General features: G+C 41.0%; 14 protein-coding genes and 1 riboswitch. Of the genes, 7 read left to right on the forward strand and 7 right to left on the reverse strand.

Annotated elements, in window-relative coordinates:
- Nucleotides 1–6: 6 nt before the first annotated feature.
- The 5 genes from BUC12_RS01475 to BUC12_RS01495 form a co-directional block, all read right to left on the reverse strand.
- On the reverse strand, nucleotides 7–1,263 hold the full coding sequence (locus BUC12_RS01475) for a hypothetical protein (RefSeq protein WP_062175401.1): 1,257 nt from the start codon (nucleotides 1,261–1,263) through the stop codon (nucleotides 7–9).
- A 25-nt stretch (nucleotides 1,264–1,288) separates the two neighbouring features.
- Nucleotides 1,289–2,965, reverse strand: coding sequence for a SusD/RagB family nutrient-binding outer membrane lipoprotein (locus BUC12_RS01480; RefSeq protein WP_062175402.1), 1,677 nt, complete (start codon nucleotides 2,963–2,965; stop codon nucleotides 1,289–1,291).
- A gap of 39 nt (nucleotides 2,966–3,004) precedes the next feature.
- Nucleotides 3,005–6,199, reverse strand: coding sequence for a SusC/RagA family TonB-linked outer membrane protein (locus tag BUC12_RS01485; protein WP_062175403.1), 3,195 nt, complete (start codon nucleotides 6,197–6,199; stop codon nucleotides 3,005–3,007).
- A 108-nt stretch (nucleotides 6,200–6,307) separates the two neighbouring features.
- A complete protein-coding gene (locus BUC12_RS01490; protein WP_062175404.1) occupies nucleotides 6,308–7,138 on the reverse strand; it encodes a glycoside hydrolase family 16 protein in 831 nt (276 codons plus the stop codon).
- Nucleotides 7,139–7,472: 334 nt separating this feature from the next.
- Nucleotides 7,473–11,486 carry a hybrid sensor histidine kinase/response regulator transcription factor gene (locus tag BUC12_RS01495; protein WP_394333921.1) on the reverse strand — a complete coding sequence of 1,338 codons (4,014 nt, stop codon included), beginning with the start codon at nucleotides 11,484–11,486 and terminating at the stop codon, nucleotides 7,473–7,475.
- 242 nt (nucleotides 11,487–11,728) lie between these two features.
- Nucleotides 11,729–11,826, forward strand: a riboswitch (TPP riboswitch).
- A gap of 94 nt (nucleotides 11,827–11,920) precedes the next feature.
- Between BUC12_RS01495 and thiM the strand changes: the two genes are divergently transcribed.
- From thiM to BUC12_RS01520, 5 genes are all read left to right on the forward strand, one after another.
- The gene (thiM, locus tag BUC12_RS01500; protein ID WP_062175406.1) at nucleotides 11,921–12,715 is read left to right on the forward strand and encodes a hydroxyethylthiazole kinase; all 795 of its coding nucleotides are present in this window, start codon (nucleotides 11,921–11,923) and stop codon (nucleotides 12,713–12,715) included.
- The gene (gene thiE / locus BUC12_RS01505; RefSeq protein WP_062175407.1) at nucleotides 12,712–13,359 is read left to right on the forward strand and encodes a thiamine phosphate synthase; all 648 of its coding nucleotides are present in this window, start codon (nucleotides 12,712–12,714) and stop codon (nucleotides 13,357–13,359) included. Before thiM ends, thiE begins: the two co-directional genes overlap by 4 nt.
- The gene (locus BUC12_RS01510; protein WP_062175408.1) at nucleotides 13,356–14,006 is read left to right on the forward strand and encodes a TenA family protein; all 651 of its coding nucleotides are present in this window, start codon (nucleotides 13,356–13,358) and stop codon (nucleotides 14,004–14,006) included. The genes thiE and BUC12_RS01510 overlap by 4 nt, the downstream gene beginning before the upstream one ends.
- Before the next feature lie 30 nt (nucleotides 14,007–14,036).
- Complete coding sequence (gene thiD / locus BUC12_RS01515; RefSeq protein WP_062175409.1) at nucleotides 14,037–14,849, forward strand: bifunctional hydroxymethylpyrimidine kinase/phosphomethylpyrimidine kinase; 813 nt, start codon at nucleotides 14,037–14,039, stop codon at nucleotides 14,847–14,849.
- Between the two features lie 186 nt (nucleotides 14,850–15,035).
- The gene (locus tag BUC12_RS01520) at nucleotides 15,036–15,899 is read left to right on the forward strand and encodes an OmpA/MotB family protein (protein WP_062175410.1); all 864 of its coding nucleotides are present in this window, start codon (nucleotides 15,036–15,038) and stop codon (nucleotides 15,897–15,899) included.
- A 28-nt stretch (nucleotides 15,900–15,927) separates the two neighbouring features.
- Here the strand turns inward: BUC12_RS01520 and BUC12_RS01525 are convergent, their stop codons facing one another.
- Nucleotides 15,928–16,458, reverse strand: a complete 531-nt coding sequence (locus tag BUC12_RS01525; protein ID WP_062175411.1) for a GNAT family N-acetyltransferase — start codon at nucleotides 16,456–16,458, stop codon at nucleotides 15,928–15,930.
- 3 nt (nucleotides 16,459–16,461) lie between these two features.
- Entirely contained in the window at nucleotides 16,462–16,917 is a 456-nt protein-coding gene (locus BUC12_RS01530; RefSeq protein WP_062175412.1) for a hypothetical protein, read from the reverse strand.
- Between the two features lie 488 nt (nucleotides 16,918–17,405).
- Here BUC12_RS01530 and BUC12_RS01535 point away from each other — a divergent pair, with 488 nt between their 5' ends.
- Together BUC12_RS01535 and BUC12_RS01540 are read left to right on the forward strand one after the other, a co-directional pair.
- Nucleotides 17,406–20,525, forward strand: a complete 3,120-nt coding sequence (locus BUC12_RS01535; RefSeq protein WP_062175413.1) for a SusC/RagA family TonB-linked outer membrane protein — start codon at nucleotides 17,406–17,408, stop codon at nucleotides 20,523–20,525.
- 42 nt (nucleotides 20,526–20,567) lie between these two features.
- Nucleotides 20,568–22,229 carry a RagB/SusD family nutrient uptake outer membrane protein gene (locus tag BUC12_RS01540; protein WP_062175414.1) on the forward strand — a complete coding sequence of 554 codons (1,662 nt, stop codon included), beginning with the start codon at nucleotides 20,568–20,570 and terminating at the stop codon, nucleotides 22,227–22,229.
- Nucleotides 22,230–22,370: the final 141 nt, after the last annotated feature.

The following is a 22,370-nucleotide window of genomic DNA, read 5'->3' on the forward strand; positions in this document are numbered from 1 at the left end:
TCAATATTACAGAACAGTTACCATATCCACATAGTAGCCATGTCCTATGCAAAGGAATCCGTCTTCTGCCTGAATCTTATCCAAAACCTCTTGGGTGAGTTGTACTTCTTTCACACCGCCTTCCGAGAATTCAATCACAGAAGTGCCGGGCAGATCGGCCCACCAGCCAGAAGTAGTACGCAACTGATGATAAGCATCTTCTGAAGCTACAGAATAATGGATACTCAAAGTCGCACCAGCCTTAATAGAAGCAAATACATCTTTACCGATCAGGTTGAACATTTTGTTCGGATTACCGTCTGGCAAATCCCATGACACATAATGACGTCCTTGCCAAAGAACTGTTTCAGAAGAAACTACAACTGTCTGTTCGGTAACAATGATGCCGGAATTATAGAATTGCACATCTTCTCCGTCTTTCGTCTTTCCTGTCAGCTTATATTCTCCGTCTCCTAGTTCAGGACAGATAATTGCAATTTCTGTAGCAGTCTGCCGTGTGAATTCGGTGATAGCTTGTCCGGCAAATGTCAATGAGGCGATTTGATCGAGATTAATACCGGTTATCACCCATTCTTTGTTGGCATTGGTGCGGTCGGCTCCTCCGGTGACAAGCGCAGACCGGGACACATTGACTTTATTTGCTCCATATTCATTGCCATCAGCATCTACGAAAATCACTCGATACTCGCCTTCCGTCAAATCGGCAGGTACGGCATATTCTATATAGTTCCCGTCTTCAGATGTGATATAAGTAACATCGGTAATAGTTTTACCATCAATGATAATGCTTTTCACCTTGTTGAGGTTATCGCCGTAAAGAAGCGCTTTTGTACCCGGAACGATAATGCGTTCAAGTCCTTTGTCTATTGCCCATGGATCATCTGATAGAGGGTTTACCTGTACGGTACCTTCCCTATAAGTTGATTTACCGGCTTCGGTCGAGACTATTACCTTAAAACCGTATGTGCCCGCTTTGAGATTCATGTCGAGCGTAGTTCCTGTCTGCACTTCATTACCATCGATCAGCCACGATATAGTGGTATGATCTGCTGGTGTGACTGTCAACTTTATGGTAAGATTCGCATTCCGGCTGATAGTCGCAATAACAGGTAGTTGTCCGTTTGTCCGATCGGGAAAAATAGGATCAAGTATCCGTGGTTCATCATCAGCGGTAGCTGTTGAGAACGGATCTTCGTCGCTGCAGGCTGTGAATGTAAAACTCATAGCCAGCATGGCAAGTAGTATATAATATATCTTTTTCATATTTGACTCTTATTTGTTGTTATAGTTATTTCGTAACATCCCACCATACAGTTGTGTTCCAGCTATTAGTGCCGCCCATGCGGCTCAATGCCTCATCATAACTCTTTTTGTTGTAAGACGACTCAAGTACGGGGTAGCAAAGGCGTACGGGAATTTCAGAACCGCCGGTAAGGAATTGACCAAAGCCATATTCTGCCGGAGATTTAAGTTTTGGATAACCCGAACGACGGACATTTGCCCAACATTCAGCCGGATTAGTGAAGTGGAGAATCCATGCCTGAGTATTAATGGATTCCTTCTTTTGCTCGTCAGTATAGCCTATACCATTATTTTGAATAAACTCGTTGAAGCTTTCGTCAGACACCGCTTCACAATCATAATTATCGGTCAGGAAGTTCATAGCCGCACGTACACCTTCTTTGTATAGACTTTCTACAGATTTGCCTCCGACATTCCATTTTTTTAATGCTGCTTCTGCCAACAGGAATTTCACTTCCGAAGAAGTTATTACCACGCCCGGATTACTGCCATTAAGGAAATTGTTCGCTAATTTAGGTTCGGTTTCGCGAGTCACACTGATAGTGACATTCGAATTGGTTTCGGCCATTTTTTTCAATATATCGCTGTCGTAACCTGCCGGCCATGGTTCCCAAGAGTATGCACCCGGATCGCGTGGCTGAAATGGGATATTCTTTTCAAGCATTTCATCTGTCAGGTCAACACGATTGTCGGGACTTGTAGTACTCATAAGTTCGTCATAATAACAGCGGGCAATTCTGAACGTACGCGGATCGCCACTATTGTAGAGTTGATTGAAGAACGTAGAGCACAGATAACTGGGATTATTGGCAGGGTCATTACCGAAGAGTAACTGCGACAGGGCATTACCACGATAGTCGGTATAAGCTTCCTGTCCAAAACTGAACGCTATATCTATATACTTAATAAGTGCGTCATCACTGGCATTTTCAATAATGCCTCCATCGGCAGCCAGTGCTTCCTCAAATTCTTTTTGAGCTTTTTCGGGAGCCACATCGGAAATTCTCATGGCGAAACGTAAGCAAAGCGAGTTGGCTAGTTTTTTCCATTTATCCACACTACCATTAAAAATAACGTCACCTGTAATCTTGTCTTTGCTGGCATCGAAATTGGCAACAGCAGCTTTCAACTCAACGAAGAAACCATTATATATTTCTTCCTGTGTATCATAGCGGGGATTGAATTTATCCTCTAAGTAGCCTTTGCCCGCCTCACTGTAAGGAGCATCTCCATAAATGTCGGTGATAATGGACATCAGATAAACTTTGTATATACGCAGAGCAGAGTTAATATTTACCTTTTCGGGATCATCGGCTGTACGGTATTCAGCATCGGTGATGTTTTTAATACCATTGGAATAGAATATAGTCCATACACGACCCATCTCACTGTTATCCTGTGTGTGGCGGCCTCCAAAGTTAGTAGTATTCCAGCATCCCATAAGGTGCTGATTGAATGCATATAGGTAGTTACGGTAAATTTCTACCATATCGAGACTTCCATAAGTCTGTAATTGAGCTGTAGTAAGCTGGGCATTAGGATCAATGGATGGAGCCTTCGACGGGTCGGTGTTCATGTCTTCCATGTAACTGTCGCTACATGCGGCGAAGAACATGGCGCATGCCACCAGTATTGTTGTGATATATGATTGATTGTATTTCATTGTATATCTTATTATATGTGAATAAAAATTGAGGTCTCGTTAGAATTTTACGTTAACATTGACACCATAACTCTTGCGGGATGGCAACGAACCATATTCTAACCCCATACCGGTTGTATTATTGTAGTTTGAATCCGGATCAATATTTGGAATATTCTTCCACACGATGAACGGGTTGCGCGCAACAAATGAGAGGGTGAGACCTTTTATTGTACTTTTCAGCCATGATTGTGGTACATTGTAAGTCAATGTTATCTCGCGGCATTTTATGTAGGAGTTGTCATAGATAAACATTGACGGGGCATTACGGCTGACGCTCATCCAGTAATCTTCGGGATTGATGTAAATATCATTGGGGCGGTAGGTACCGTCACCGTTGTCAATTACACCTGGAGAGACAAAGCCGCCCGTAGGATTCCAATCAGATGACCCTTTGGCGATGCCTGCGGCTTGACGCTGCTCTTCCGATCTGTACCATTCTTCGCGTCCGGTAAGTGTTGCTTTCTCCTTACCCGATTCATAAGAAGCACGGGCTGACATAGAGTAGAGGTCGGCGCCCACCTTCACATCGAAGAGAGCCGAGAGCGAAAGGTTCTTGTAAGTTAAAGTAGTAGCGAGACCTCCCGTCCAATCCCATGAAGCGTTACCTAGTACATGGTTGCTCTTGTCGTACTGAGGTAAACCTGTCGTTGGATCGATAAGGATATCTCCGTTTTCATTGCGTAAGAAGTCAGGACCGACGATAGAACCAAAGTTTTCGCCTACTTTAGCTGCCACCTGAACATCGAGCCAACTGGCTTTCTCCAACTCGATCATGTCCATTCCATCTACAAGTTTCTTAACCTTATTACTGTTCTTAGAGAAGTTAATATTCAAGTCCCAAGAGAAATCTTTGATTTCGACAGGGCGTGTGTTGAGTGAGATCTCTATCCCTTTATTCTCTATCTCGCCGGCATTGATGAGGCGGTGAGTGTAACCTGATGTCCATGAAGTGGCCATACTCATAATCTGGTTCTTGCTGACTTGTGTATAATAGGTAACATCGAGACCAACACGGTTTTTCAGGAATTTCATTTCCAGACCTATTTCAAATGAATTGGTCTTTGTCGGTTTCAGGTTTTTATTAGGTATCGTATTATTATTGATATATCCGATAGTATAGCCCGGATAAGTAAACTTCGACTTGGTATAAACAAGCCCTAATTGATAAGGGTCGGTGTCGCTACCTACCTGTGCCCATGACATACGGAGTTTTCCATAAGGCATGGCATCCTGCAATTTGGTCAGTTCCGAGAATACAAAGCTACCCGAGAACGATGGATAAACATACATATTGTTGCCTGTAGGTAAGGTCGAAGACTGGTCGCCACGCAGGGTAGTGTCAAAGTATAACATGTGTTTCCATCCCAGATTGATAGCTCCGTAGGCAGAGTTGATTTGCTTGCGGTAACTGTTCTGATCGAAGCTGGTTTCATTGAAGCTCATCATAGCCACCACGTCACGGATTTGCATATCTTGTCCGGTAATGATAGTAGTCTGGTTGTTCACTTTATACATATTACCTCCGAGAGTAGCGTTGAAATCGAAATCGCCCCAGCTGTTATTGTAAAGAGCAAGTACCTCAAAATTATACATACGGTTGCGGAAGCTGCTGTTTTGCAGGCGACCTGCTTCATAACCGGGTGTAGTAGGAGCTTTGTAATCCTCGAAGGTAAACCAGTTGAGTTCGGCTCCGATAGTTCCTTGCAACTTTACATGACTGTTGATATTCCAGAGAGCTTTTCCGTTGAAGCGGAACTGGTCTTTCTTCGAATCGTTTGAATTTTTATATATGTCCCAGTAAGGATTCACGTTGTAAGGGTCCATACCATTCCAGTTTGCATAATTTCCGTTTTCGTCCTGATAAGTTTTCAGCCACTTTTGATCGTAAGTTGTGGCAAGTGTCATCAGGTTTTTACCGATATTCGATTTGCTGTCTCCCAATGCAGGACGGTTCTTTACATCTTCACGCGTATAATTAGCACTGAAGTCTAAATCCACTTTAGACAGGGTGGTATTGGTACGCAGATTAAAAATGTCGCGGCTCATATGCGTTTCGGGTACGATATCTTTGTTACGCATATCGGTATAAGTGAAACGTACGCCCGTTTTTCCGCTGTTTGCGCTGACTATGGCAGAGTTAGTGGCTGTAAGCCCTGTACGGAAGAAGCCCGAAGTATTGTCGGGTATGATGAGGTAAGGACGCTCCACGCCGTCGAAGTATTTGAGCATGTTGGTTCCGTCCGCTTTCGGTCCCCAGCTTTTATTGGTATTAGATACGGCATCGATACTGTAAGTTCCGTTACTGCCCATACCATATACCTGCTGTACATTGTTCCATTTGGCCAACTGTGTATCGAAGGTTAGTGTTCCGTTGTATTCTACACTGAAACTATCCTTTCCTCCGGCTTTCTTGGTTGTGATCAAAATTACGCCGTGGCTTGCGCGGCTACCATAAAGAGCCGATGCGGCAGGCCCTTTAAGAACAGACATATTCTCAATATCGTCAGGATTGATACTTGAAATACCATCACCGAGGTCAAAACCTCCGGATGTGCCCGCACTACCATAATTGGTATTATCGAGAGGAACACCGTCGATGACATACAAGGGCTGGTTGTTTCCCGTCATTTCGGTACTACCACGCAGGATAACACGGGTAGATCCGGATGGCCCGCCTGCGGTCTGGCTGACTACCAACCCTGCTACACGCCCCGCCATAGAGTTGATAACATTAGTTTCTTTGGCTTTCATCAAGGACTCTCCTTTAACCTCATCCACGCCGTAGCCTAATGCTTTACGCTCTCTCTTGATTCCTAGAGCTGTAACGACTACGTCGTCGAGCATTTTGCTGTCCTCGATCAAAGTGATATCCATAGGGGATTGACCTGCTTTTAGTTCCTGAGACTTATAGCCTATGTAGCTGATGACAATAGTGCCTCCGGACGGAATATTCAGGCTGAACTTACCCTCCATATCAGTTATGGTACCATTACTGGCGTTTCCTTTCTCAATAACGGCAGCTCCGATAACGGGGCCAAATGCATCTTTCACCGTTCCTGTAACTTTGTTACCTTGTTGTGCAATTGCGGATTGATCCGGGCTTGCCGCTGCTTTCACTTGTGGAATGGCTCCCAATAAGCAGAGAGACAATGTTCCACAGAACAACGTGTGTTTGTAATTTCTTACTTTCATGGAATATATAATTAAGATTAAGGTCGCAGACCTATTTATTGTTATTGTATATGTAACAACATCAAATAATTATAACTTAATGTTGCTGTGCTGAAGATTTTCTGTTGCTTAATAAATTTTCACCCAGTCGATGTACATATGTACTTTTTCTCCGTCTTTTAATGCCGTAATCTCGTTTATGTCAGTAATACCGGTGAAGGCTCCACCCACGGCAAGATTAAACAGAATGTAGCAGTTATCCTGAAAATACTCGTGGCGTCCACTGACTTTACTAATATCAAATGAATAGAATTTGATTCCATCAACAGATACTGTAAGGCTATTTTCGTTCCAATCTAATGAGTAGGTATGATATTTGCCGTCTTGCAGATTATTAGCAACATTTGCTGCATAGAATTCCTGCCGGTGTCCGGCTTCCATATCAGTACCATAATGAATGGCTGTGTTTACATATGTTTCGGTGGTTCCCGTAGCAATTCCGTTGCGCTCACCTATTTCCATAATATCGATTTCTCCACATTCTGGCCATTGTTTGTCATTGTCTCCCATCAACCAGAATGCAGGCCATAAGCCGTTGGCGGTTTTGGGAAGTTTAATGCTTGCTTCTATTTTTCCGTACTTAAAATTCTTTTTTCCTTGACTATTTACCCGTCCGGAGTAAATCTTATTTCCCTTACGTTCGGCTGTCAGGATCAACACTGATTTCCCTTCGTCTGTACCAACGGATACATATGCGGGATCATATGCTTGTAGTTCCTGGTTAACCCAGCCCGGTTCATGAACTTCTTTAGTCCATACATTTTCATTAAAAGAATCAAAGTCGTCTTTGAAAAGGAGCTTTTCTTGTCCTTCTCCAGGTTCCATATCTACATCGTTGGATGAGCAGGATTGATGGATAGAACACATTGTTAATAGTAGTAAGGCTATTACTTTTCTCATGCTAATGGTAGTTTAGGGTTACACTTGTTTCTCATGGCTGTTTTTGGGTACGGCCGGCAACAAAACATTCCGTCGTTTGTTTATCCGGCTTTTATCCTAAAGACACTGCACAAAGATGTTAATAGTATATAAAAATGATGGTCAGATATCTGACATATAAGGTTTGATTGCAGACATTTCTTCACCACAACCTACAGATATATGATCTTTTAAGTGTTTCTATATATGTAAATGGTTGATGTGGGTGAATGTTACTAAAAGTTGAATTATATAAAATAAAAAGTGCCAATAATAGAATGTTTACCGGCACTTCAATCGAAAAGTGAAATAGAGTTCAATCGGTTTGTTCGTATTTGCTTGGTTGGACACCAAATTGTTTCTTGAACAACGAACTGAAATATTTTGTATTGATAAATCCCGTATCAACCGCTACTTCTGTCACATTTCTACCTTCTTTTAATAGTTCGGCCGCTTTTTGAAGCCGTATGATGCGGATGAATTCTTGCGGGCCTTTTCCGGTCAATGATTTGAGACGGCTGTAAAAAAGAGTTCGGCTCATTGCCATTTCCTGACACAGAATATTGATATTGAAATCAATATCACTTATATTTTCGATGACAAGTTGAGTAGCCTGTATGACAAATTTACGGTCGTTTTCTGAAAGAATACTAGTTGGCGATTCGTCCGGTTTACTATCAAAGATATCCACTGTTTGTACAGATCCTTGACTTTCTTCCTTGTTTGTCTTGCTATTATCGGCTCCAACCTGTTTGATGACTTGCCGCATAAAAAAATCCCTTTGTCTGTTCCTGTTATCGATCAGGCTCTGTACTTTCAGTTTCAGAATTTCGGTACTGAAAGGTTTCGGAATGTAATCATCCGCCCCTTTCTTTAGTCCTTCAACTGTTGCATCATGACTTACTTTTGCAGTAAGCAGGACGAAGGGAATACCCGATGTATCCGGATTATCTTTAACCAACTTACATAGCTCGTCGCCTTGTATGCCCGGCATCATTACATCGGACAATATCAAATCTGGATATTCGTTTGACAGGTAGGAGAGAGCTTCTTGTCCGTTAGGAACATCAACTACCCGATAATCAGATTCGAAAGTTTTGCGCAGATAATAGCGGAGAGCCTCGTTGTCTTCTACGATAAGTAGCGTGTTTTTTGCTTCTTGGTCGATCTCGCTTTTGGAATCATTGCTTTCATATCCTGCAGTATTTGTAGCTTCAACAGGCAAGGACTCTTCAGATATAACAGTTTGCTTAGGCACCGGTTCGGGAACGGCATTCGTTCTTTGTAGCGTAATGGTAAAGATACTGCCCTTGTTCTCTTCCGACCGAAAGGTGATTTTTCCATGCAACATCTTTATTATACGGTGTACCTGCAAAAGACCGAATCCGGTGCCGCCCTCCTGCGATTTCCGTGCATTATCCGCTCTGTAAACATCGGTAAATATGTATTTCCGATCCTTTTTCGGAATTCCGATGCCGCTGTCTTTAATCTCTAGAATAGCCTTTCGTTTGGTATAGTTCAAACTTAAAGAAACATCGCCATGTGGCATTGTATATTTACAGGCATTGGTGATAAGATTGTCCAGCATCATTTCTACCATATGTCTGTCTGCCATGATGTAAACTTCTTCATCCGGCAAGGAAAGACTCAGGTGGAGTTGTTTCTTGTCGCATAATAGTTGAAAACTGGCTACTTCTTCTGAAAGAATGTCGTTGAGGTTTAGCGGAGTTAATATAAGTTGTTGCTTATGAGTATCGGCTTTCTCAAATTCGAGTAACTGTGTAACGAGCGTATAGAGCTTATGAGTATTATTACGTGCCAACTCCAGAAAATAAAGGGCTTTATCGGAAAGATCCTTCTCCTTACCCAAGTCTTCCAGTGGCGCCATGATAAGTGTCACCGGCGTTCTGATGTCATGTGCCGTATCGGTGAAGAACCTTATTTTGTCTTCATCGTATTTTTTCTGAAGCCGGTTGCTGTTATATCGCAAGATGAAGTAAAGAATAGTACCTGCGATACAAATGTAGAAGACCCAAGCCCACCAGGAATTCCACCAAGGTTGTGATATTTTCAGTATGAGTGTCCGTTCGGATATTATCTCCCTGTTACTTTGGCGTAAACTTCGTACCTTGAGTAGATAAGTTCCCGGAGAGACATTTTTATATTGTACTATGCCATTAGAGGATAAGTTACTCCATGATTTTTCGTACCCTTCCAGAATATACTGATAGGCAATGTCGCGTTGAAAACGATAGTTGATTGATTCAAATGTTATAGCAAAAGAGTTGTGTTTGTAATCAAGTCGAACTGTACCGTTAGTCAACATATTATGTATGACAGGACGTAGACGCATTTCTTCGTCAGCACCCACGTACTCTATTGTCAAGCCTGTAAATCGTAAAGGTGCTTGATAGTTTGTAGCAGAAATGGCATTGGGCATGATGCTAATAACACCGTTTGTGCTACCATAGACAAATCTCCCGTCGCTCAACCGAGCAAATGAAGATTTGTTGTATTCCTTGTCTATATCTCCTAAATAATTGAGATTAGATACCTGAAAATTTTCGATTAATGCAAGTCCCTTTCCTGTGCTTACCCATAAACGCCCTCTGGAATCCTTTTGCAGGCTATATACATCGTCGGACGGAAGCCCTTCATGCGTAGTGAATGTTCTTACTTCCCGTGTACGCATGTCATACAAATTTAATCCGCCGCCTTCAGTTCCCAGCCAAACAGTACCATCATCATTGAAAAGCATTGAAATGATATAAGCACTGGCATTCTGATTATGAAATTCCTGAAAAGTTGCATAGCGTTGTATATCGCCGCTATGTTTATTCACTATGCAGAAACCGTTTACTGTGGCCACTGCTATTTGGTTATGTTCCAATACTTCTATGGAATGAACCCACTTAATATCGTAAGAATGCTTGTATCGACCCTCCCTGTCCATTATCAGCAGATCTCCGTCAAGGCCTCCTACCCATAAGTCCCCGTCCATATCCTGTTTCATATAGAATATGTAATTTGTTGTCAGTGCGCCTTGCTCTTTGGTAAGGTGACGAACGACTTGTCCGCGACTGTTCAGAAGATAAACACCATCTCCGTAAGTCCCTGCCCATATCGAACCGTTTTCGCCTTTACACAAAGTAACAATAACATTACCTTTCAACCAATGGCCCCATGTGTGGGAAAATGCACTCCGGATACTGACTCCGTCATCACCAGCGAACCATAGGTCTCCGTTAGTGTTCTCTTCTATATCATTGATATTATTATTTGCCAGCGATTGTGGATTTCCTCTCTCATGTGCTAATATCGTGATCGGGTATCTCGATAGGATGGCAACAGATACACCTCCGGAATAACTTCCTATCCAGATATTTCCCTGACGATCTTTAGTGACAGCGTAAATGCCGTTACCCCGTAAGAAAATATCGGTACTATCCTCGGTACTCATAAGCAGACTCGCCTTCTTCGAGTCTCTATCGACAGTGTACACGCCTCCACCATCTATTCCTACCAATACTGTGTGAGTGTCGTAAATTGTGATATCTCGTATCGGATTAACAAAGCCCGAACCTTCTCCTTTCAGGGGAAGCAGGGCGGAGGTATTCAGGTTCATTATCCATAAGCCATTATTGAAAGTCCCTACCCAAAGTTCGTTTTTGGTAACATCGCAGAACAGGGTTTGTACATCTTTCCCTTCTATCAGCCAGCGTGGTTGGCCCAGTCTGGAATGTGAAAGTTGTAATACTCCCGTAGAAGTACCGACAAAAAGCGATTCGCCTGTAGAAACAATATCATTTACATACTGTTCGGGGATAATAGTTGTTATACGACCGTCGGCCTCTTTTTTGTACAGTCCTCTACTTAATCCGAACCAGAATGTTCCGTTATGATCCATGCATAACTTATTAAGTATGATCTCCCCACTGATAAACTGTCCTAAAAATAAATCTTGTTCAAAACAGTCATTCTGAATGGAATAACGGTAGATTCTTCCTGTATGGTCGTATGCCCACAATCCTCCATATCGTTCATTATACAGCAAACGAAGCCTGCGCCCGGCCATGTCTCCATAATGAAAGTCCCCCGGTAAAGTATAGCTTTTTACGCTTTGACCATTATAGCGGTCTATCCCTACTTTGGTTGCAATCCATATTACGCCATGTCTATCTTCGACAATAGAAAACACACGTTGACTACTAAGCCCTTCGGAGTAACCGATATGTCTGATGTCAAACATATTGTTTGTTAATTCTGCATTAACTACAATACATATCATCCATAATGCTATGGTAATAATATATTTCAAAAATATTCTCATCATCAGGATTTCACAAATAGATAATAGATAAATAAAAGGTTAAAAGACTACCGTATATTTCAGAAAATACATTCTGAATGCTTTTTGTATATAAACCTATCTAAATATAATAAAAGTATAGAATGTTTTATATAAAAAAATTAATTTCTTTTTCGTTAAGTAGAAGAGTTAGTTAACCATACCATATAAAATAAATTTATAGAAATCTATTCTTTATTCATTAATTATACGTAAGTTTGTTTCATCTCTGTTAGGGGTGTTCTTTTTATAAGAGCTGAGATTAGACCCTTGAACCTGATATGTTGTAATTGACATCGTAGGGAAACGGAACATAAAAAGATTATAATACTGTATATATAGTATATGTCAAGCCGTTTCATATTAATGAAACGGCTTTTTTATTTTTTAATTATGTATATATCAAAAAGGATAATATGATAAACATAGAACATCTTATACGAGACTTAAATCTCATCAGGAAACAATCACCTCTTATACATAATATTACTAATTATGTGGTAATGAATAATACAGCTAATGCATTGCTCGCTATAGGAGCATCTCCCGTAATGGCTCACTCCGTAGACGAAGTCGAGGAGATGGTAAGCATAGCTTCATCTCTGGTTATCAATATTGGGACGTTAGATGCTGCATGGGTAGAAGCTATGCTGATAGCAGGAAAAAAGGCATTACAAAAATCGACACCTGTCGTTTTTGATCCTGTTGGAGCAGGAGCTACAATATATCGGTCGAAAGTATGCAAGCTGATAATAGAAGAATGTAAGCCGTCTATTATCCGGGGAAATGCTTCGGAAATTATAGCATTGCTGAATACTGAGGCACAGACCAAGGGCGTTGACAGTACAAATACATCTGATGCCGCCTTAAATTCTGCCAAGGCATTAGCCAGCCTGACAAACTCAGTAGTTGTAATTAGTGGCGAATCAGACTATATAACTAACGGAACAGTGGTTGAAACAGTCAAAAACGGGCATCCGATGATGGAAAAAGTTACCGGAATGGGGTGCACGGCAACCTCCATTGTTGCGGCATTCGCTGCGGTAAATAATAACCAACTTGAAGCTGCCACGCATGCCATGTCAGTAATGAGTATCGCGGGGGAGATTGCAGCTGCGATTTCAAAAGGAAACGGAAGTTTGCAGGTGAACTTCCTCGATACATTGTTCAATATAGATGAAGATATGATTAGAAAAAATATCAGACAATGAAAGACTTCGATTTAAGCTTGTATCTGGTTACCGATCGTTCTTTGTCGTTAAACAGACCACTGGAATATGTAGTGGAAGAGGCTGTAAAAGGCGGTGTTACAATGGTACAACTCAGAGAAAAAGACTGTTCATCCAAAGAATTCTACGAGTTGGCTGTAAGATTAAAAATTTGCCTGAAACCTTACAAAATACCGCTTATTATCAACGACAGGTTGGATATTGCCCTTGCTTGTGATGCCGAAGGTTTACATATAGGACAGGAAGATATACCTTGCGCAATTGCACGAAAATTGTTCGGTAAACATAAAATCATCGGTCTTTCGGTAGAGAATGTACAAGATGCAATTGATGCCAATAAGCTAGATGTGGATTACATCGGCATATCTCCGGTTTTTAACACTTCTACCAAAACTGATACAGCACAGGCTTTGGGGTTGGATGGAATACGTAAAATAACGCAAATATCAATGTTTCCGAGTGTGGGTATCGGGGGGATCAATACCGGAAATGCCCGTGAAATTATACAAGCCGGAGCCGATGGTATTTCTGTAGTTTCAGCTATTATGTCGGCTAAGGAGCCTCTGCAGGCTGCGTCTCAATTATCAGAAATTATAACCCTTTCAAAAAAAAATATAGATATATGAAGTGGAGCGAAAAAACATGGCTTGCAGCAAAGCCCGTCTATGATAAAATTCTGGAATTACCATTTATACAAGAATTGATGAATGGAACACTTGCCAACGAAAAATTTATATTCTATATCAGGCAAGATGCTGTTTATTTGGCTGAATACGGAAGAGTACTAACAGGAATAGCGTCGCGACTGGCTTCAATAAAGCATATCTCCGCATTCCTTAACTTTGCAAGCGAGAGTATTATTGTAGAGCAAGCATTACACGAATCTTTTGTACACGAACTGAGCAGTGACAAAACAGAAGCAACGCCCAGCTGTTTGTTGTACACGTCCTATTTACAGAAGCAATTAGCCGGCGCCCCACTTGAGGTAGCATTAGCGTCTGTATTGCCTTGTTTCTGGATTTATAAAGAAGTAGGTGACTATATTCTCGAAAATCAGGCGAAAGGTAATAATCCATATCAAAGCTGGATAGATACCTACGGAGGTGAAGGTTTTTCTGAATCTGTATCATTAGCTATCTCTATTTGTGACGAGGTTGCGGAACAATGTACCGGAGCTCAACAGCAAGCAATGACAGAGGCTTACCTTATGTGTTCAAAATTTGAGTGGATGTTTTGGGAAAGTGCATACAGGCAAGAAGAGTGGAAAATCTGAACCCACAGACTTTTATTATATTACGAAGAAATGAAAAAACAATATAAGATAGCTTTATCCATTGCAGGCAGTGACCCCAGTGGAGGAGCAGGTATTCAGGCTGACCTTAAGACATTTTCGGCATGCGGTTGTTACGGAGCAACAGTGATAGTTGCCGTAGTGGATGAAAATACGGTTGGGGTGACCGACGTTCACCCTATTCCTGTGCCTTTTGTCGCAGGGCAGATCAAATCTGTACTGGATGATATAGGTGCTGATGCCATAAAAATAGGAATGTTACACTCGTCCGAACTGATCCGGACAGTAAAGGATACATTATTGCATTACGATATTAAAAATATCGTTCTGGATCCGGTGATGGTCGCCACATCGGGGGACAAACTCTTACAGGATGAAGCAATTAATACTTTAAAGACGGAACTGATCCCTTATGTCCGTATCATAACTCCTAATATTCCGGAAGCAGAGATATTACTTGGAAAAAAAATACAAAGCCAGGAAGATTTACCTCTCGTAATCAAAGACCTGTCTTTTGGACGGTCTGTATCTGTACTACTGAAAGCAGGGCATCTTACAGAGGACGAATTGATAGATGTCTTTTATAATGCTGAAACGGACGAAATAATAAAGCTTAGATCGAAACGGATCGAAACCCTGAACACACATGGTACAGGTTGCACCTTTTCATCAGCTATAGCAGCTTTTCTTTCTCATGGCTTGCCTCTTAATGATGCAGTACGAAGTGCGAAAGAATATATGAATAAAGCGATTCAGGTAGGTTCGCAATACAAAATAGGAAAAGGGCATGGCCCGGTTCATCATTTTTTCGATTTTTGGGAATAAGAAAACAATAGTTAAGCGCCTAGTCCGTAATATTAAGGAGTACCTATTTAATAAAAGCTTTTAGCTCAATATCAAACAAAGATTAACTCTGCCGATGTATCATTTCTTAATAAATATTTTTTTGACAAACAATTAACGCATATTGTTGTTGAAAAAGCAGTGACACAATTTAAATGAATATAAGTTATGAAGTACATTGGATTGCTGGTTTTAACTGCCAGTATAATATTGACGGGCTGTGTAAGCAAAAAGCAATATGCAACTCTGGAAACGGATTACAACAAAGTACAAGGTGAACTAAGGGAGAGCCAACTACAATTGACTGAAAGCCGTACCCGTGCAGCCAGTTTAGAAGAAAGGCTCGCAGAGGCTCAACGGAACAATCAGGAATTGCGGGTAGCCTATACAGAAATGCAGAACTCATTGAATAAAAGCCTTTCACAAAACTCGCAAGGTAATGTGAATATAGCGAAACTCGTGGATGAAATTAATGCATCTAACCGCTTTATACAACATTTGGTACAGGCTAAGAACAAATCGGATTCATTGAATATTGTTATGATCAATAATCTGACCCGTTCGCTTACCCGTGACGAAATGCAGGATATGGATATTCAGGTTCTGAAAGGGGTGGTATATATTTCTTTGGACGACAGGATGCTGTACCGTTCGGGAAGTTATGAGATCAGCGATAAGGCAGGAGAAATTCTCAGCAAGATTGCGAAAATCATTATGGATTATAAAGATTATAGTGTATTGGTGGAAGGGAATACAGATACCGATCCCATTTCACGCACTAACATCCGTAACAACTGGGACTTAAGTGCATTGCGTGCATCTTCTGTTGTTCAGGCATTGCAAAAGGATTACGGAATTGATCCTAAACGTTTGACTGCCGGCGGACGAGGTGAATACAACCCGATAGCAAGTAACAGTACTGCCGAAGGAAAAGCCCGTAACCGTAGAACGCAGATTATTATTACACCCGAACTCGACCAATTTATGGATCTGATCGAACAGGCTCCGCAGAGCTCACTTGATAATCAGTAATAATCAATGATAGTAAAAAAAGGTTGTCTCAATTTAAAGAGACAACCTTTTTTTTCATCATTATATCGGTCTGTTCGTCATTGCCGAGTTTGAAGATATGTTTATCGAATTCTTCGAAGCCATTCTTCTTATAAAACCTGATCGCTCTTGGATTTTCTTCCCAGACTCCCAGCCAAACATAATCTGCTTCCTTTTGTCGGGCTATTTCAATCGCTTTATCATAGAGTAGTTGTCCTACATTTTTTCCATGGTAATCTCGTAATACATATATCCGTTCTATTTCTAAGCCCTTATTATCCTTTAATTCGGTCTGGGATTGTCCGAAATTTAACTTTAGATACCCGATAACAAGGTTGTCTACAGAAGCAAAATAAAATTCGGAATACTCGTTTTCCAGCTCTTCGGTTACTCTCTCTATTGAAAGGTTTTCTTCCAGATATTTCGCCATATCTTCTTTGGTATTTACCGCCGAAAATGTTTCGAAAAAAGTTTGCCTGCCAATCTTTTGTAATTCAGATGCTTCGTTTAGGTTTACTCTTCTTATAACTATGCTTTGCATGTTTTATTTAAATTTACTATTAGTGTAATCGTATGGAATACTAGTGCCAACAACTACATCTTCTATCTTTTCTATAATCAGCCAGTCATCCATGTTGCTTTGATGGTCAAAATCGAGAGGCTCAATTTCTTCGGTTTCGGCAAACTCAATTAAGCAAAGACATTTCTTATGCCAGCGCTCTTTCTGTTTATCATTAAGACTTAGCTTTGGCTGATTAGCTTCGAGAACAGATATTATTTCCTGATCCGATAGTTTTATTAAATTCTCTACTTTTACGACTTGAGCTTTTGCCGAAATTTTCTTCGATCCCTTTTTCATGAAATAAAGGGTCTCGCCTTCGAGAACCCTGCTATGAGGTATTTTACGTCCCGCAGCACCACGGATAATCATAGTTTTTTCACCACTTAATATCTTTTCTAACACTCTAGCTTTGTCGTCGCAATAGACTAAATGTACCATAGTTTTTATTGATTGATCATAAAGATATAAAAAGAAAAGCAGAATTTTTCTTTTGAATTATATGTCAAAGCAGATTGTTGTAAGATAAGATTCCATAATTTAAAGCTATAAATACCGCATTTATGGTATTGGGTGGATTTTTGAAAATAAGTTAATTTGCATTAAAATCACTATAGTTAATCAGACGGCAAAATGAAACTACTTATTAAACAATCCGCTTTTACTTATCAAAAGAGTTTTTTCTTAAAAACACTTTTAAAATTATCATCTTCTTTCCTGAAAAATTCTTCTTACTTCCGAATGCGAATGTGTTGCTGATGCAAAATTGAAAATCGCACAATTTTACTCATAAATATTTACTGACCAAACTGTATGGTTAACGGCTGATGCGTTGACTGTGTAGAACATATACTTATATAAAATAGGCGAACACTTCCTCCTCCGACGGCAATTGGTATTGGAAGTGCTCTTGATAAAATAATTTATCCATGGTAAAGATAACTAATTTCTTTAAAAGAAGTCACTCTTCTTTTTCTATCACAAGGTGTATTTACATTTTTTTACTTCTGTTTGTATTTCCGGCGGCTATCTATTCGCAAACAACGCTGCGTGGATATGTTTTTGATGAAAAGACCAAAGAACCGGTAACGGGTGCGACTATTGTTGAGAAATCGACGACCAATGGTGTTTCGACCGGTATTAACGGGGAATTCAGTTTACGGGTATCAAAGAAAGCTCCCGTTACATTATCAGTAAATCTGCTTGGGTACAGAACGCAGGATGTTATTGTAGTAACGGCTGATGAGGAAATTAACATATACCTCTCGGAAGATGTAAATGCGCTCGATGAAGTGGTAGTTGTAGGATACGGAACCCAGCGGCGAAAAGAACTTACAGGGTCTGTCGCGTCTGTATCGAAAGCAACATTAGAACAACCTGCAACATCCATTAATGAACTTTTGGGCGGGAGCATAGCCGGACTGAATGTTACTCAGACATCAGGACAACCCGGAGGAGGTTCGGCTATCCGTATCCGTGGAGGGAATTCTATCTATGCAAGTAACGAGCCGCTTTATGTAATCGATGGCTTTATCTTTTTCAGTGAAAAGAATGCGACTCAGGCGGGAGTAGGAGGGATTGACGGAAGCCTTGACCCATTGGCATCTATCAACCCCTCGGATATTGAGTCGATAGAAGTACTGAAAGATGTATCGGCAAAGGCTATTTATGGATCACGTGGGGCAAATGGTGTAATTCTGGTAACAACCAAGAAGGGAAAACGTAATGGAAGTACAGTCCGTTACCAGTATACAATCGGGATAGATAAATCGGCTAAAAATCTTGATCTGATGACAGCCAAGCAATGGCTTGCTGTACAGAAAGAATACTTTAATGATAAACCCAGCCAATATTATTCGCAAGACGAGCTGGCTCAGTTCGGAAAAGGAACGGACTGGCAGGATGCCGTATTGCAGACAGGCGTATCTCAGACTCATGAATTATCCATCAGTGGGGGAGACGAAAAAACACGTTATCTGATTTCGGGGAACTATACCGATCAAAAAGGAATTATCCTTAATTCGGGTTTTGAACGGTTTAGCGGGCGTCTTAATCTCGATCGTGACCTGTTAAGCAATCTAACCGTAGGTGTTACAGCTACGGTGAACCGAAGCAAACAGGATGCGCTCACTACTTTTGAAGGAAGTAATTATAATGATTCTCCTTATTCGCATGGTATCGCCAATTCGTTAACCTATGCTTTGTATATGCCTCCTGTACTATCGATTTATAATGCCGATGGAAGCTATAATTACACTAATCCGTTTGAATATAGTTATCTGAGCTATTACGGTCAGGCTGCTAATCCGGTGTCGGACCTGAAAAATAGCATCGGTCAGACTGTTAGTACATCATTACTGGGGAATTTTTATGCTCAATATACAATTATTGACGGATTGAAAGCAAAAATCAATGCAGGTGCGAATATCGACTACATTACTCAAAACTATTTTGCACCACCTTATACAGCTTTAGGGCTAAATCAGGATATTCGTGGGCGGGGCGCTATCGGAAACAGACGTACAGATGTAACCCAAACCGAATATTTACTTAATTATACAAAACAACTGAATCCGGAACACTTTATTGATTTATTAGGGGGTTATACTTATCAGAAAACAACAACAAATTTTTCGGTAGCTCAGGCAAATCACCTTGAATCCTTTGATAATCTGGCATCGGGTGAAGAACTGCCTCCTATCTCCCGTAAGCAGAATGCATCTTTTAAATCTTTTTTAGGCAGGGTGAACTATACGCTTTTTGACAGGTACAATTTAACTGCTACATACCGGGCGGACAAATCTTCGCGCTTTGCCAAAGGGCACGAATGGGGTTATTTTCCTTCAGTAGGCTTGTCGTGGAATGTCAATAATGAGACATTCCTCAAACCTCTGGCTCCTGCTTTGAGCACTTTGAAACTAAGGCTGACTTACGGACAGGCGGGCAATCAGGAAATTGACTTTGATGAATATGATCAGTATTTCAGTGTAGGCAGGTATAATGGAGCACCGGCTTATGACATGACTAATCTTGGTAATTCGGATCTTAAATGGGAAACTACAACTGAATATAATGTTGGTATAGATGCCGGATTCCTGAATGACAGGATAACCCTGACTGCGGATGTTTATTACAAAGAAACCCGTGATTTGTTGCTAAAGGTGCCTGCGCCTCTTGGTTCGGGAACAAGTGAAAAACAAATCGTAAATCTGGGGAATGTGACTAACAAAGGCTTCGAATTTGCCGTAAATGCGAGATTAGTGGAGCGTAAAGCTTTTTCATGGTCGGCATCGGCAAATATAGCACGGAATATTAACCGCATTACAGATTTAGGAGACTATAATGGATTGACGATAGGTACAGATCAGGAACAAATCCTGCAGGTAGGCGAAGCTGTCGGCTCCTTCTATGGGTACCGGTTTCTGGGAGTTGTACAGACCGGTGAAGATGTATCCAGTTTGCCCCAGATCGGGGGAAATACTCCCAAACCCGGCGATGCTAAATACGCAGATGTAAGTGGTGCTAACGGAGTTCCCGATGGGAAAGTAACACCCGAATACGATAGGGTAGTGTTAGGTAGTGTACAACCCGATTTTACTTACGGATTTTCTTCTAATATTATTTATAATAAGTTCGATTTATATATTCTTTTTCAGGGATCGCAGGGTAATCAGGTATATAATCTGTTACGGCGTTACCTCGAACGTCCGAATGACTCATATAACATGTCTGCTGCTTTACTTAATAGCTGGACAGAAACTAACCCGTCTAACTCTATACCCCACCTGAACAGTACAAGAACCACCGAATTGGATAGCCGTTATGTGGAAAATGCTTCTTTCCTTAAATTACGGAATATAACACTTGGTTATACTTTACCGGTGAAGATAAACACATCCTCCGTTAAGATACGGTTCTTCGCATCGGCCCGAAACCTATTTACTATCACCAAATACAAGGGGTATGATCCCGAAGTTGCAAGTGGAATAGACTTGGGTGTTTATCCATCCTCAAGAAGCTTCATGGCAGGAGCTAGTATTACTTTCTAAGAAAGAAAACCGAATATTATATAAATTAAAACTATTGGAAAAATGAAAAAGAATCTATTTTTACAAGTAGTGTTACCTGCACTTGTCTCCATCGCTCTGCTATCGTGCAGCGATGATAATAACGAATCAGGTGGTGAAAATGGAGGCGGAAGCTCTTCATCAGTGACAACACGTTCGGAAGCAGAAGCTTTGGCTAATGCTGTATACGGACCTTTACAAACTCTTTCGTCATCTTATACCTTCCTTTTGGAATCAGCTACCGAAACCACTATTTCTTTTGAAGAAGTAGACGATTCTAAAGATGGTCCACAGGTGAGTATATTTGAAACTACGCCGAGCAACTGGTATGCAATTAAAGTTTTCAACCGTTTGTATAAGAGTATAGGGGCAGCAAATCTAGCTATCGAAGAAATCAGCGCTGCAAATGTAAGTACCAGCCTGACAGAAGCGGATAAGAACCTTTTTGTTGCCCGTGCGCGGTTTATCCGTGGGTATAATTATTTCCAATTGGTACAACTGTTCGGAGAGGTTCCGTTAGTTCTGGCTTCCAATAGTACCGAAAGATCGCGGGCTTCTATTGACGATGTGTATACTCAGGTAGTAACAGATTTGACCGAAGCCTACTCAGGTTTACCGGCATCCGACAGTAATAAGTCTAATCCTTCTCAAGGAGCGGTTAATACAATCTTAGCGAAAGTTTATCTGACATGGGGACAAAATCCGATTACCTCAGACGAGATTTCGGCAATTTCGGGGACAACCGACCCTTCAAAGCCGACTGTAGATACCGACAAGTTACAGAAAGCAGTAGAATATGCCAATAAAGTAATAGACAGCGGAAATTACCAGTTATTGGCTGATTATAATGGGATATGGGGAGTGTCTAATGAAAATAATGCAGAGGTTATCTTTTCTATTCATCACGATGGAGACGGTATTGATGCTCAGGGAAATCATCAGACACACTGCGGTTTTACATGGCCTAAAAGTGCGAGAACCGATCCCCATATCAGTTATGCCGATATTACGCTCGAAAATCGCATTCCCGGTGATTATGATACCCGGAAATTATTTTCTTATGCAACTCGTGTAGAATATACAGATGGCGTAGTAGATACTTTAACATGGCCGGTGAGTATTGTACGCCCCGGTAAATGGATACACCGTATAAATGACGGGACTTACCGTGCCGTTGACGAACAACCTAACAATATTGACCATATCGATTTCCGTTATGCTGAAGTATTGCTGATTAAAGCTGAAGCATTATTCTTTTTGGGTAGGTCGTCAGAAGCTTTGCCTCTTATCAACCAGATCAGGGAAAGAGCTTATGGAGGACATTATGAACACGGAGGACGTCTGACTGCATTAACTGCGGAAGTATTATACAATGAATGGGACTATGAGCTCGCTTTCGAGCAAAAGCACTGGCTGAATCTTGTTCGTTGGAGAACCCTGCTTTCTCAGGTGAAAAATACAGTTCCCAACTACGAATACTATAAATCGGAATATCAGTCGGCAGCAACGATTAAGGAAGCATTCCCTGAATTGGGAAATACCGTAAATGCAGCGTTTTATGCCCGTGTATATAAACATCTGCATGCTAAGGTTGATAATTTACATGGTAAATTTTATAGATTTCCGATACCCCTTAGTGAGGATTACACAAGCCTGGATGTTACTCCTCAAAATCCCGGCTACTAACTAAATAAAATACAATACCAACAGTGCTGCTATGTTTAATAACAGCACTGTCTTTTTATCTGTAAATCTTGCATTTGAATAATCTTTGTACTATTTTTAGTAGCAAACTTTGCAACGATTAAATTTTATCAAATACAGGCT

It is taken from the genome of Indolivaga macrotermitis (assembly GCF_900128985.1).
GTDB lineage: Bacteria > Bacteroidota > Bacteroidia > Bacteroidales > Dysgonomonadaceae > Dysgonomonas_A > Dysgonomonas_A macrotermitis.